Genomic DNA, 13,455 nt, shown 5'->3' on the forward strand with positions numbered 1-13,455 from the left:
TCGCCGTCTACGGACAGGGCCGCATCGAGCAGTTCGACACCCCCGCAGCCGTCCTCGGCACACCCGCCACCCCCTACGTCGCCGAATTCGTCGGCGCGGACCGCGGCATCAAGCGCCTCTCGGTCACCCCCGTCGAACCCGGTGACCTGGAGGAACGCCCGGTCGTCCGGCTCGACGACCCGGCCGGTCGCGCCGCCGAGGCGCTCGCCGCCGACGACGCGTCCTGGGCGGTCGTCCTGGACGGCGAGGCGGCGCCGTACGGCTGGGTGCCCGCCGACGCGCTCACCGGCGACGGCCCGGACGGCGCCACCGTCCGCGACCACGCCCGCCCGATGGACGCCACACTGCCGGTGGGCGCGCCGCTGCGGGAGGCGTTCGGGGCGCTGCTGGGCCACGACGCCGGGTGGATAGCCGTCCTCGACGAGGGGCGCTACGCGGGCGTCCTCACCCCCGGCGGCCTGCACGCCGCCCTGCGCCGTGCCACCACCGCCGACGCCTCCCGGACCACCCGCGAGGCGGTCACCCTGGACACCGTCCCGGGCGCCTGATCAGCGGCGCCGGGTCGTACGGCCCGGTCGTCCCGCTCGGTCATCCGGGCCGGGCCGTACGGGCCCGACATGCGGAAGGCCCGCGCGCCGGACGGCCGCGGGCCCGGGGCACCGACGGAAGCCGCGCGAGCGGCCGCCCCCGTGCTCACACCGATGTGGAGCCCGGCCCCGGCCCGTCCAGGTCGTCGTCCTCCGGCAGCTTGCAGACCCGCTCCAGGAAGAGGGCCGCAGCGACCACGGCGGCGCCCGCCAGGACGGAGAGTCCGGCGTAGATCGTCTGGTCGCGGCGCGGTCCGGAGTCGAGGCCGGTGGTCAGCAGGAAGACGCCGACGCCGCCGTAGAGCCCGGCGACCAGCGCCGCGACCAGGGCGCTGGCCTGCCCGAAGATCAGCACGCGGGCGGCGAGCAGCGGCTCCACGCCCTTGGCGTCGGGGCGCCGCTCACGCTGGGCACGCAGCCGCGCGCGGAACGAGAAGGCCGCCGAGCCCAGCAGCGCGGCGATCAGCGCCAGCACGATCGGCGCGGCCACCGGGACGCTCGGCAGGCTCCCGAAGCTGTCCCACAGCCGGGCGCCGGCCCACGCCAGCACGCCGGCCACCACGAACAGCCCGACCAGCACCTTGATACGTAGCTGCTTCACCGGGCATTCGCTCCTTGCACCGTCATGGCCGTACCGCTCGATCCGTCCCGCCGCGCCGCGGCGCTCACGTCCTACGCAACCACGACGGCGGCGGAATCGCCGTCCACGACGTACGCGACCGGCCGGAGCGTCGGCGTCCGCGCGGGCCGCGCGGACCCGCAAGCCTAACGATTACTCGGGCAGCCGCAGTTCCAGGTCGGTGCGGAGCGTGACGCCCTCGCTGCCGATGCCGGCCAGCAGCTCGGCGACCGGGCCGCGCCCGGGGACCTCGGCGGACGGATCGACGTCGTGCCACGGCACCAGCACGAAGGCCCGCTCATGGGCGCGCGGGTGCGGCAGGGTCAGCCGCGGGTCGTCGGAGACGACGTCCTGGTAGGCGAGGATGTCGACGTCGATGGTGCGCGGGGCCCAGCGCTCGTCCCGCACCCGCTCGAAGGCCTCCTCGATGGCGTGGCCGCGCTCCAGCAGGGACTCCGGGGGCAGCGTCGTCTTGATCAGCACGACGGCGTTGAAGTACGAGGGCTGCGAGCCGGGCTCGACGCCCCACGGCTCGGTCTCGTAGACCGGCGAGACGGCCTTGACCCGCAGGCCGGGCGTGTCCTCCAGCGCGTCGATCGCGCCCTGGAGGGTCTCCAGGCGGTTGCCGAGATTGCTGCCGAGGGAGATGACGGCGCGTTTGGGGTTGGAGAGCGTCACATCGGCCGCGTCCACCTGCTCGACGACGGAGGTGGGCACCGGCTGGACGGTCGGGTCGCTGCTGGTCTTCATACTCGGCTCCGGGTGATGGTGATGGTCACGTCGTCGAAGGGGACGGTGATCGGGGCGTCCGGCTTGTGCACCACGACCTCCACCTCCTGCACCCCCTCGTGCTTCAGGCACTGGGTGGCGATCCGCTCCGCGAGGGTCTCGATGAGGTCGACCGGATCGCCCTCGACGATCGCCACCACCTCCTCGGCCACCACGCCGTAATGGACGGTCTTGGCGAGATCGTCGGCCGCCGCCGCCGGACGGGTGTCCAGACCCAGCACCAGATCCACGAGGAAGGTCTGGCCCTCCTCGCGTTCGCGGGGGAACACCCCGTGGTGCCCACGGGCCTTCAGCCCACGCAGCGCGACACGATCCACGCGAATCACTCCCACCGGTCCGGCACCTGGCGGCGCCCCTGCTCGTCGGATTCCGGACCCGCGCCGAACGCCTCCGGCACATCGCCCGTTGTCGAATCTACCTGCGAGCACCGACAACGCTTGCCCATGGGGGCTATGGACAAGGGCCGTCGCTGCTGCTAAGAACCGGCCCTGCGAAGCGGGCCCGGGGCGGCCGTGCAACCGCCCGCGCGGCCTCTTACCCCTGACCGCACACCCCACCCCTACCCGCCCCGCACTTGGCTCGAACGGGTGCCCGCCGTCTGCCCTGCTGACCCCGGCCGCTGACGCCGTCCCCCGGATGCCGTAACCCGGCCGCCCCCTCCGGGCCTCTCCCCCGCGCCGGGCAACCGCCCTGGTCAGACGCCGCCCGCGACCTCGCCGGGACCGGCCGGGCCGTCGCCGTCCTCGTCGTCCTCGCCGTCCGTCAGCACCGGCGACCCGTGGTGCGACCACACCCGCCAGCCCTCCTCCGTACGCCGGAAGACATTGGTCGCCACGACCAGCTGGCCGATCAGCGGCCCCACCGAGCCGTCGTCCTCCGCCGGGCCGCCGCTGAGGATGTTCTCGGTGCAGGTGACCAGCGCGGTGTCTCCCATCACATCGATCTCGACGTCGGTGAGGAAGAACTGGATGTACTCGGTGTTCGCCATGATCAGCGCGTACGAGCGGAGCACCTCACCCCGGCCGCGCAACACCGGCCAGCCCGGGTGCACCACGCTGACCTGCCCGTCCAGCCAGAGCGCGGTCAGCGCCTCCTGGTCGCCGCGCTCCACGGCCTCGTACAGCTCCGTGTTCGCCTGCTCGACCAGCTCGATGTCGGTCCGTGGGCCCAACCCGCTCACGCCGCTCCCGTCACGTCGTCCTGTGTGCCGTCCGCGGAGTCGTCCGCCGCGGTCTCCAGTGCGCGGGCGACCCGTACAGCGTCCGCGCTCGCCCGTACCTCGTGCACCCGCACCGCCCAGGCGCCCTCCCGCGCCACCAGCGCCGATACCGCGGCCGTCGCCGCGTCCCGCTCCCGGGCCGGCGGCGGGGCCGCGCCCTCGCCGCCCGCCAGCACCCTGCCCAGGAACCGTTTGCGGGATGCGGCCACCAGCAGCGGACGGCCCAGCGCCCGCAGCCGGGGAAGGTGGGCGACCAGCGCCAGGTCGTGCGCCGCCTCCTTGGCGAAGCCCAGGCCCGGGTCGATGACGATGCGCTCGGGGGCGATACCGCCGGCCACCGCGCGCTCCATGGCGCGGGACAGTTCGTCGACGACCTCGCCGACGACGTCCGCGTAGAGCGCGCGGTTGTTCATGTCGATGGACTGACCGCGCCAGTGCATCACCACGAACGGCGCCCCGGCCGCGGCCACCGCCGGGATCATCGCCGGGTCGGCGGCGCCCGCGGAGACGTCGTTGACCAGCCGCGCCCCGGCCGCCACCGCCTGCTCCGCGACGCTGGCGCGCATGGTGTCCACGGAGATCACCGCGCCCGCCGCGGCCAGCTCCCGGACCACGGGTATGACGCGGCGCAGCTCCTCGGCCTCGTCGACGCGCGCGGCGCCCGGCCGGGTCGACTCGCCGCCGACATCGATCAGATCGGCCCCCTGCGCCACCAGGTCCAGGCCGTGTTTGACGGCCAGCTCGGGGTCGAACCACGCACCGCCGTCGGAGAACGAATCGGGCGTGACGTTGACCACGCCCATCACCGCGCAGCGATCCCACTCCGGCAGTCCGGCCACCCGGTCACGCAAGGTATTCATGTCCCCAGCGTAGGCGGTGTTCCGGCCACCCGAACGGCGGCCACCGATGCCCGGAGCGGAGCCTTCCGCGCCGCGCCCGGCGCCGGTCCGCGCCGCGCTCAGGCGGCCCGCTCGACCGTGTCCCGGGCGGGCCGCGGCATCGGCACATGGGCGCACGGCCGGGGCTCGTCGGGGGTGCGCCGGCGCAGGGCGCGCGGCAGGCCCAGTTCCAGGTAGCCCTCGGCCTGGAGCGCGGCCAGCCCGATGCGCGGGATGTCACGGCTGTTGCGGAAGACCACGAAACGGGGCTCCCAGCGCGGCTGGAACTTGTCGTTGAACTTGTACAGCGACTCGATCTGGTACCACCGCGACAGGAAGATCAACATCCCGCGCCAGACCCGGATGACCGGCCCGGCGCCCAGCTTCTCGCCACGCTCCAGGGACGAGCGGAAGACCGCGAAGTTCAGCGACACCCGCGCGATCTTCAGCTCCGGCGCCGCCTGGAGCGCCGCGACGATCAGCAGCTCGTTCATCCCCGGGTCGGCCGCGCGGTCGCGGCGCATCAGCTCCAGCGAGATACCGTCCCGGCCCCACGGCACGTAGTGCTGCATCGCCTTGAGATCGCCGAACGGACCGGGCTCCGCGCCCTCCTCCGGCGCCTGGTGCGCGGTGGCGATCACCGCGTCGCCGTCGGCGACCGCGTCGATCCTGCCCAGCGCCATGGAGAAGCCGCGCTCGGTGTCGGTGTCCCGCCAGGCGTCGGCCGCCCGCTGGATCCGCGCCAGCTCCTCCGGCTCCAGGTCCCGCACCCGCCGCACCCGGGTCTCGTAGCCGTTGCGCTCGATGCGCTTGACCATCTGGCGGACGTTGCGCATCGCCCGGCCGCCGAGCGTGAAACCGGCCACGTCGACGATCGCCTCGTCGCCCAGCTCCAGCGCGTCCATCCCGGTCTCGCGGGTCCACACCTGGCCGCCGGTCTCGCTGCAACCGGTCACCGCGGGCGTCCAGGAGTGCGCCCGGGCCACCTCCATGAACCGCTCGATCGCGCCGGGCCACGCCTCGACGTCGCCGATCGGGTCGCCGCTGGCGAGCATCACCCCGGAGATCACCCGGTAGCAGACGGCCGCCTTGCCGGTCGGCGAGAAGACGGCGCCCTTGTCGCGGCGGAGCGCGAAGTAGCCGAGCGAGTCCCGCCCGCCGTGCCGCTCCAGCAGCTCCCGCAGCCGCAGCTCGTCCTCCTCGGTGAGCCGCGCCGCCGGATGCTCGGGCCGGAAGGCCAGGTAGGCGGTGGTCGCGGCGGTCAGCAGCCCGAGCGCGCCGAGCGAGTAGCCGACGGTGTAGTCGACGTGGTGGGTGTACGCGATGGGGCCCTCGAAGCCGCAGAGTCCCCACAGGACGTGCTGGACGCGCTCCCACACGGTCGGCGAGCCGACGACACGCCCCGGGTGCGAGCTGACGATCACCATGCCGATGCCGAAACTCGCGCCGCCCAGCACCACCGCGTTGGCCAGCGCCTTCCAACGGCTGCGCGGATCGGGCAGCGCCGCGAACTCCTTGCGGTGCCACACCAGGAAGCCGAGCAGCAGCAGCGAGAGGGCCGCGCCGAACACCGAGTGGCGGTAGACCAGCTGGGCGATCGCGCCGATCGGCAGCAGCGCCACCGCCGCCGTCCACGCCCGGCGCTTGCGCCGTTTGAGGCCGTGCGCCAGGAGGAGCAGCAGGATGCCGACGACGAGGGAGGCGGCGGCCGCCAGCGGGCTGACCGCGCCCGGCAGCACCTCGGCCAGCGCATGCATCCGGCTGTGCCGGAAGCGCGGGAAGACGCCGGAGACGATGTCGAGGAGGCCGACGACGACGCCGGCGCTGCCGATGAGCGGCGGCACCGACGCGGGCCGCGGGCCCCGGAGCCAGCGTGGCCGACGCCACGCAACCGTCCCGGACTTTTCGCCATCTAGCCTGTCAGACATCACTTTCCCGTCGCCCCGGTCGAGAGAACGTGCGAACCTGGTCGCAGCTTCCGGACTTTTGCGCCCTGTATGACGGCGTTTCAGGGCTCGGGGTTCCAACAGCGGACCGGCGGGCCGGCCGCCCGGGAGAAAGCACCACATGGGTCTCACCAGCAAAAAGCTGCTGATACTGGCCGTCGTCCTCGCCGTGGCCTTCTTCGTGCTCACGGTCTGGCTGTGGCCGCGGTTGTCGGGCCGCAGCTGGCGCCCGGTCCTCGGGCGGGTCGGCGTCCTGCTCCTCACGCAGATATCGCTGTTCGCCGCCGTCGGTCTCGCCGCCAACAACTCGTTCGGCTTCTACGCGTCCTGGGCCGACCTCTTCGGGCAGGAGCAGGAGCCCGGCGTCGTCACGAACTACACGAGCGGCCCCGACGGCACCCGGCTGACGAAGCTCGGCGCCGAGCGGTTCAACGTCGACGGCAGCTCCCGGCCGAAGGTCGCCGGGCGCATCGAGAAGGTGATGCTGCACGGTGAGAAGTCCGGCATCAGCAGCCCCGCCTTCGTCTATCTGCCGCCGCAGTACTTCCAGCGCGCCCACGCCCACAAGGTCTTCCCGGCGGCGCTGGTCCTCACCGGCTACCCCGGCACCGCCCAGGCGCTCTACAAGAAGCTGCACTTCCCGCAGACCCAGCACGCGCTGCACGGCAAGGGCAAGATGCAGCCGATGGTCCTGGTGATGATGCGGCCGACCGTCGCACCGCCCCGCGACACCGAGTGCGTGGACGTGCCCGGCGGCCCGCAGACCGAGACGTTCTTCACCGAGGACCTGCGCCGCGACATCGCCGGCCACTTCCGCGTCGGCAAGGACGCCAAGAGCTGGGGCGTGATCGGCGACTCCACCGGCGGCTACTGCGCGCTCAAGATGACGATGCGCCACCCGGAGTCGTTCTCCACCGCCGTCGCCCTCTCCGGCAGCTACAAGGCGCCGCTGGACGCCACCACCGGCGACCTCTTCGGCGGCGACCCGCAGCTGGAGCGGGAGAACAACCTCCTCTGGCGCCAGCGCCACCTGCCCGCGCCGCCGGTGAACCTGCTGGTCACCAGCAGCAAGCAGGGCGAGGGCAACTTCAAGGAGACGGTGCGGTTCATCAAGCAGACGAAGTCGCCGTCCACGATCTCGTCGATCATCCTCGACAGCGGCGGCCACAACTTCAACACCTGGCGCCGCGAGATCCCCGCCGCCATGGAGTGGCTGGGCAGCCGGCTGAAGGTGTGAGGACGCGGCCCGGCGTACGGACAGCGAGAAGGGGCGGGCGCCCGTGAGCGCCCGCCCCTTCGTCGTACCGCCTTATCGCGCGAGTATCAGGCTCATCGCCTCGGCGCGGGTCGCCGGGTCGCGGAGCTGACCGCGGACCGCGGAGGTGGTGGTCTTCGCACCGGGCTTACGGACCCCGCGCATCGTCATGCACATGTGCTCGCACTCGATGACGACGATGACGCCGCGCGGCTCCAGGATCTCCATCAGGGAGTCGGCGATCTGCGTCGTCAGCCGCTCCTGGACCTGCGGGCGGCGGGCGAAGACGTCCACCAGCCGGGCCAGCTTCGACAGCCCGGTGATCTTCCCGTCGGCGGACGGTATGTACCCGACGTGCGCCACCCCGACGAACGGCACCAGGTGGTGCTCGCAGCTGGAGGTCACCTCGATGTCCTTGACCAGCACCATCTCGTCGTGACCGATGTCGAACGTCGTGGTCAGGACGTCCTCGGGCTTCTGCCACAGCCCGGCGAAGATCTCCTTGTACGCACGCGCCACCCGCGCCGGGGTCTCCAGCAGGCCCTCGCGGTCCGGGTCCTCGCCGACCGCGATCAGCAACTCCCGCACGGCGTTCTCGGCGCGCTTCTCGTCGAACACGCCGATCGCGGCGTCGCCGTCCAGCGTCACAGGGTCGGTCATGTGGTGCCTCGTTCCTTCTGCGCCCGCTCCGGATGCGGAAATGCCGCGCCTCCCAGGCTAGAACCTGGGAGACGCGGCGGACATTCCGGGGCGGTGTGATCCCCGTCAGCTTTCGCGGGTGTCCTCCGGGGACTCCGGCTCCGTCACCGACTTGTCCATCGAGACGGTGCCGTTGCCCGGGACCGTGCCGTTGGCCGGGGACAGCTCCCGCGGGGAGAGCACCGGCGGGCGGGACGACGGGGTGCGCCGCGAGGAGCCGGTCCACGCCGGGCGGGCCGGGCGCTTCACGATGTGCTTGAAGACCTCGGCGATCTCCTCCTTGCCCAGGGTCTCCTTCTCCAGGAGCTCCAGGACGAGGTTGTCGAGAACGTCGCGGTTCTCGACGAGGATCTCCCACGCCTCGTTGTGCGCGGTCTCGATGAGCTTCTTGACCTCCTCGTCGACCAGCGCGGCGACCTCCTCGGAGTAGTCGCGCTGGTGACCCATCTCGCGGCCCAGGAACGGCTCGGAGTTGTCGGTGCCGAACTTGATGGCACCGAGGCGCTCGGTCATGCCGTACTGGGTGACCATCGCCCGGGCGGTGGCGGTGGCCTTCTCGATGTCGTTGGCCGCGCCGGTCGTCGGGTCGTGGAAGACCAGCTCCTCCGCCGCGCGCCCGCCCAGCATGTACGCCAGCTGGTCGAGCATTTCGTTGCGGGTGGTGGAGTACTTGTCCTCGTCGGGCAGGACCATGGTGTAGCCCAGGGCCCGGCCGCGGGACAGGATCGTGATCTTGTGGACCGGGTCGGAGTTCGGGGAAGCCGCCGCGACCAGGGCGTGTCCGCCCTCGTGGTACGCGGTGATCTTCTTCTCCTTGTCCGACATGATCCGGGTCCGCTTCTGCGGACCGGCCACCACGCGGTCGATCGCCTCGTCCAGGAAGTGGTTGTCGATCAGCTTCTTGTCGCTCCGGGCCGTCAGCAGCGCGGCCTCGTTGAGGACGTTGGAGAGATCGGCACCGGTGAAGCCGGGGGTCCGCTTGGCGACGGCCGTGAGGTCGACGTCCGGCGCGACCGGCTTGCCCTTCTGGTGGACCTTCAGGATCTCCAGCCGGCCCTGCATGTCCGGACGGTCGACGGCGATCTGCCGGTCGAAACGGCCGGGACGCAGCAGCGCCGGGTCGAGGATGTCCGGGCGGTTGGTGGCGGCGATCAGGATGACGCCGCCCTTGACGTCGAAGCCGTCCATCTCGACGAGCAGCTGGTTGAGCGTCTGCTCGCGCTCGTCGTGACCGCCGCCGAGACCGGCGCCGCGGTGGCGGCCCACCGCGTCGATCTCGTCGACGAAGACGATCGCCGGGGCGTTCGCCTTGGCCTGCTCGAAGAGGTCACGCACCCGGGAGGCACCGACACCGACGAACATCTCGACGAAGTCGGAGCCGGAGATCGAGTAGAACGGCACGCCGGCCTCGCCCGCGACGGCGCGCGCCAGCAGCGTCTTGCCCGTTCCGGGCGGGCCGTACAGCAGGACACCCTTGGGGATCTTGGCGCCGACGGCCTGGAACTTCGCCGGCTCCTGGAGGAACTCCTTGATCTCGTGGAGCTCCTCGACCGCCTCGTCCGACCCGGCGACGTCCGCGAAGGTCGTCTTGGGCGTGTCCTTGGTGATCAGCTTCGCCTTGGACTTCCCGAAGTTCATCACCCGGGAGCCACCGCCCTGCGCCTGGTTCATCAGGAACAGGAAGATGATCGGGATGAGGATGAAGGGAAGCAGCGTGATCAGCAGTCCGACGAACGGGTTCTGCTTCGACGGGGCGACCGTGTAGCCGTCCTTGATCTCGCCGGTCTGGTACTTGGCCTGCAGGTTCTTCGCGATGTCGACGCCCTGGTCGCCGATGTAGCTCGCCTGCAGCTTGTTGGAACCCTCGATCTTGTTGTCGCCCGACAACTCGATCTTGATCTTGTTCTCGTCGCCGGTCGTCAGCTCGGCGGATTTCACCTTGTTGTCAGTGATCGCCTTGACGACCTGACCGGTGTCCACCGTCTTGTAGCCGCCGGATTCCCCGACGACCTGCATCAACACGACCACGGCGAGGACGGCCAGCACGATCCACATGACCGGCCCACGGAAGTATCGCTTCACGTCCATCCATACGGAGCCGACACGGCCCCGTCCCTCCTGCCACAGTGAGGCACAACAGCCCTGCGGAGGGCTGGTCGTGCGTACGGTGTATTACTGGCCCGAAAAATTGAGTGCCTTCGGACGGTACCCCAGCATTGTCACCCGTCGGCGACGCCGACAGCGAACAATGTGTACGCGGATTCCGTTCTCTGCTTCAACGGCGGGCGGCCCCGGCGGGTTCCCACCGCCGCGCGGCCGCCACGCCGTGGCCGTTCCGGGCCCTCGCCGATCCGTACGACCGGCGAGCGGATGCCGTCCTCAGCCGCCGTACACGTGCGGTGCGAGGGTGCCGACGAACGGCAGGTTGCGGTATTTCTCGGCGAAGTCGAGGCCGTAGCCGACGACGAATTCATTGGGAATGTCGAAGCCGATCCACTTCACGTCGATATCGACCTTGGCGGCCTCGGGCTTGCGCAGCAGCGTGCAGACCTCCAGCGAGGCGGGCTCGCGCGAACCGAGGTTGGACAGCAGCCACGACAGCGTGAGGCCGGAGTCGATGATGTCCTCGACGATCAGGACGTCCCGGCCCTTGATGTCGGTGTCGAGGTCCTTGAGGATCCGCACCACACCGGAGGACTTGGTGCCCACGCCGTACGAGGACACCGCCATCCAGTCCATCGTGACGGGGGTGGACAGCGCCCGCGCCAGGTCCGCCATCACCATCACGGCGCCCTTCAGGACGCCGACGATGAGCAGGTCCTTGCCCGCGTACTCCGCGTCGATCTTCGCGGCCAGCTCAGCCAGCTTCGCGTCGATCTCTTCCTTGCTGATGAGTACCGACTCAAGGTCGGAGCCCATGTCCTTGTCGTCCACCCGTGCCACTCTCGCTCGGTTCGGTGTCGTGTCCGTCGCCGGACTGATCAGGCGGGGCAGCGGTCCTGCGGCTCAGCCCTGCCGAATGACAAGTCTGCCACCCTGCCGTCGAACACCGACGCGCCCGGGGAGATTGAGGCCGCCCTGACCCCGCCAGGCCGTGATCAGCCGGTCCACTTCCTCGATGTGCCGGGCGAAGAGCGAACCGGCCGGTGCGCCCGCGTCGATGACGGCCCGGCGCAGCACCCGGCGGCGCACCGCCGGCGGCAGCGCGTACAGCCCGGCGACGTCGAGCGTGCCCTCCGCGCCGCGGACCGTGCGTTCGGCGTCGGCGGCCCAGGAGTCGAGGGCGTCGGCGTCGTCCCGGGAGAGCTGTGCCGTACGGGCGAGGGCTTCGACGACGCCCTTGCCGAGCGCCTTCTCCAGGGCGGGCAGCCCTTCGTGGCGCAGTCGGGAGCGGGTGTAGGAGGGGTCGGTGTTGTGGGGGTCGTCCCAGACCGGGAGGGACTGGATGAGGCAGGCGGTGCGGGCGGTCTGGCGGTCGACGCCGAGGAACGGGCGGCGGTAGCGGCCCAGGTGGCCGGTGGTCGCGGCCATGCCGGAGAGGGAGCGGGTGCCGGAGCCGCGGGCGAGGCCGAGCAGCACGGTCTCGGCCTGGTCGTCGCGGGTGTGGCCGAGGAGGACGGCGGCGGCGCCGTGGCGTTCGGCGGCGGCGTCGAGGGCGGCGTACCGGGCGTCGCGGGCGGCGGCTTCGGGGCCGCCCGCCTTGCCGACGCGGACGGTGACCGCCTCGGCCGGGTCGAGGTGGAGGGAGCGCAGCCGCAGGACGACCTCGGCGGCGCGGAGATCCGAGCCGGCCTGGAGGCCGTGGTCGACGGTGACGCCGCCCGCGCGCACGCCGAGCCGGGGGGCCTCGAAGGCGAGGGCGGAGGCGAGCGCCATGGAGTCGGCGCCGCCTGAGCAGGCGACCAGGACGAGCGGGGGCTCGGTCCTGGCCTGGGCGCAGTGCCGGTTGAGTACGTCGTGGAGTACGCGGCGGACCGCCAGGCGTATCGCGGCGACCGCTGGATGGGGACCCATGTCCGTTTCCAATCGTTCAGCTGGGGAGCCTTGGTCCGTGGACGACACATTCGTCACACAGAGTGCCTAGATGGTGACAGAGGCGAGCAGTTCCCCGAGCATTGCACGCCTATCCCCTGGTAACGGTCCCTCAGAAGGGTGATTACGGGGGCGCACATCTGCCGTCCGGCGTGCGCGCGGCGCGTCTCTGTCCTACGGTGCTCCATCCTCCGCACCCGGTGCTCCGTCTCCTGCTCCCTTCACCCGTGCGATCCAGTCGGCGGGCGCGGCGATCTCCTGCTTGGTGGGGAGCGTGTTGGGTGACGTCCAGACGCGGTTGAAGCCGTCCATGCCGAGCTCGTCGACGACCGCGCGGACGAAGCGTTCGCCGTCGCGGTACTGGCGCAGCTTGGCGTCGAGGCCGAGGAGCTTGCGCAGCGCGAGGTCGAGGCGCCCGGCGCCGCTGGCCCGGCGCTGCTGGAACTTCTCGCGGATCTCGGCGACGGAGGGCACCACCTCGGGCCCGACGCCGTCCATGACGTAGTCGGCGTGGCCCTCCAGGAGGGACATCACGGCGGTCAGGCGGCCGAGGATCTCGCGCTGGGCCGGGGTCTGGACGAGGTCGACGAGGGAGCGGGACTCCTCCTCGCCGGATTCGCCCTCGGGCCGGGCGCCGGTGAGCGCCTGGGCGGCCTCGCGGAGCCGTTCCACCAGGGCGCCCGGGTCGATGTCGGTCTCGGCCAGGAACGCCTGGACCTCGCCCTCGATGTGATCGCGCAGCCAGGGCACGGCGGTGAACTGGGTGCGGTGGGTCTCCTCGTGCAGGCAGACCCAGAGGCGGAAGTCGTGCGGGTCGACCGCCAGCTCCCGTTCGACGTGGACGATGTTGGGCGCGACGAGCAGCAGCCGGCCGCCGCGGGCGCCGGCGGGCAGGTCCCGCGTGGCCGGGGCGAACGTCTCGTACTGGCCGAGGACGCGGGAGGCGAGGAACGACAGGAGCATGCCCAGCTCGACGCCGGTGACCTTGCCGCCGACGGCGCCGAGCACCGCGCCGCCGGGGCCGCCGGGGCGGCGCTCGGCCATCTTGTTCAGCAGGGGTTTGAGCACCGCGCGGAACCCGGCGACGTTCGCCTTGATCCAGCCGGGGCGGTCCACCACGAGGACGGGCGTGTCGTGCGGCGCGGCGGCGCCCCCGGCCCCGGGCTGCGCCATGCGGGTGAAGGCGCGGACGTGTTCCTCGGAGGACCGGGCGTGCGCGCGCAGCTCGGCGACGATCGCCCGCGCCTCGTCGCGGCTGACCTCCGGACCGGGCCGCACGAACCGCGTCGCCGTCGCCGCCGCGAGGTTCCAGTCGACCATCTCGACTCCACCGATGCTCGTCATGCGTTTCACGGTACGTGGGCACATCGCTCGGGGGTAGCCGAAGGTCGCCCCGCGGGGCGGTGGGCTTCGGTGGATCTTCGGCGGATC

General features: G+C 71.7%; 12 protein-coding genes and 1 pseudogene. 2 read left to right on the plus strand and 11 right to left on the minus strand.

The genetic code is table 11. The features are described 5' to 3' along the window. A pseudogene (locus ACF1BH_RS24810) lies at window positions 1-548 on the plus strand (ABC transporter ATP-binding protein); the annotation flags it as partial. A 145-nt stretch (window positions 549-693) separates the two neighbouring features. Here ACF1BH_RS24810 and ACF1BH_RS24815 read toward each other — a convergent pair. From ACF1BH_RS24815 to ACF1BH_RS24840, 6 genes are all read right to left on the minus strand, one after another. Beyond that, window positions 694-1,188, minus strand: a complete 495-nt coding sequence (locus ACF1BH_RS24815) for a DUF3180 domain-containing protein (RefSeq protein WP_391645724.1) — start codon at window positions 1,186-1,188, stop codon at window positions 694-696. Between the two features lie 171 nt (window positions 1,189-1,359). Next, window positions 1,360-1,956: a 2-amino-4-hydroxy-6-hydroxymethyldihydropteridine diphosphokinase gene (folK, locus tag ACF1BH_RS24820; RefSeq protein ID WP_391645726.1), complete on the minus strand. Its 597-nt coding sequence runs from the start codon at window positions 1,954-1,956 to the stop codon at window positions 1,360-1,362. Next, window positions 1,953-2,312: a dihydroneopterin aldolase gene (gene folB, locus ACF1BH_RS24825; RefSeq protein WP_391645728.1), complete on the minus strand. Its 360-nt coding sequence runs from the start codon at window positions 2,310-2,312 to the stop codon at window positions 1,953-1,955. The genes folK and folB overlap by 4 nt, the downstream gene beginning before the upstream one ends. Before the next feature lie 377 nt (window positions 2,313-2,689). Then, window positions 2,690-3,166 carry a nuclear transport factor 2 family protein gene (locus ACF1BH_RS24830; protein WP_391646052.1) on the minus strand — a complete coding sequence of 159 codons (477 nt, stop codon included), beginning with the start codon at window positions 3,164-3,166 and terminating at the stop codon, window positions 2,690-2,692. A 5-nt stretch (window positions 3,167-3,171) separates the two neighbouring features. Then, window positions 3,172-4,074, minus strand: a complete 903-nt coding sequence (gene folP, locus ACF1BH_RS24835; RefSeq protein WP_391645730.1) for a dihydropteroate synthase — start codon at window positions 4,072-4,074, stop codon at window positions 3,172-3,174. Between the two features lie 98 nt (window positions 4,075-4,172). Next, complete coding sequence (locus ACF1BH_RS24840; RefSeq protein WP_391645732.1) at window positions 4,173-6,020, minus strand: phosphatidylglycerol lysyltransferase domain-containing protein; 1,848 nt, start codon at window positions 6,018-6,020, stop codon at window positions 4,173-4,175. A 139-nt stretch (window positions 6,021-6,159) separates the two neighbouring features. On the opposite strand from ACF1BH_RS24840, the gene ACF1BH_RS24845 reads away from it, so the two are divergent. After that, window positions 6,160-7,275 carry an alpha/beta hydrolase gene (locus tag ACF1BH_RS24845; RefSeq protein WP_391645734.1) on the plus strand — a complete coding sequence of 372 codons (1,116 nt, stop codon included), beginning with the start codon at window positions 6,160-6,162 and terminating at the stop codon, window positions 7,273-7,275. 72 nt (window positions 7,276-7,347) lie between these two features. Here the strand turns inward: ACF1BH_RS24845 and folE are convergent, their stop codons facing one another. From folE to ACF1BH_RS24870, 5 genes are all read right to left on the minus strand, one after another. Continuing rightward, the gene (folE, locus tag ACF1BH_RS24850; RefSeq protein WP_391645736.1) at window positions 7,348-7,953 is read right to left on the minus strand and encodes a GTP cyclohydrolase I FolE; all 606 of its coding nucleotides are present in this window, start codon (window positions 7,951-7,953) and stop codon (window positions 7,348-7,350) included. Window positions 7,954-8,058: 105 nt separating this feature from the next. Then, window positions 8,059-10,080 (minus strand): ATP-dependent zinc metalloprotease FtsH, encoded by a 2,022-nt coding sequence (gene ftsH, locus ACF1BH_RS24855; protein ID WP_391645738.1) that lies wholly within the window; start codon window positions 10,078-10,080, stop codon window positions 8,059-8,061. A gap of 291 nt (window positions 10,081-10,371) precedes the next feature. Further along, window positions 10,372-10,911 (minus strand): hypoxanthine phosphoribosyltransferase, encoded by a 540-nt coding sequence (hpt, locus tag ACF1BH_RS24860; protein ID WP_030288495.1) that lies wholly within the window; start codon window positions 10,909-10,911, stop codon window positions 10,372-10,374. 87 nt (window positions 10,912-10,998) lie between these two features. Continuing rightward, window positions 10,999-12,006, minus strand: coding sequence for a tRNA lysidine(34) synthetase TilS (gene tilS / locus ACF1BH_RS24865; RefSeq protein ID WP_391645740.1), 1,008 nt, complete (start codon window positions 12,004-12,006; stop codon window positions 10,999-11,001). A 192-nt stretch (window positions 12,007-12,198) separates the two neighbouring features. Continuing rightward, window positions 12,199-13,368, minus strand: a complete 1,170-nt coding sequence (locus tag ACF1BH_RS24870) for a zinc-dependent metalloprotease (protein WP_391645742.1) — start codon at window positions 13,366-13,368, stop codon at window positions 12,199-12,201. Window positions 13,369-13,455: the final 87 nt, after the last annotated feature.

Origin of the sequence: Streptomyces sp. NPDC014733 (assembly GCF_043083385.1) — a bacterium.
Classification (GTDB): Bacteria; Actinomycetota; Actinomycetes; order Streptomycetales; family Streptomycetaceae; genus Streptomyces.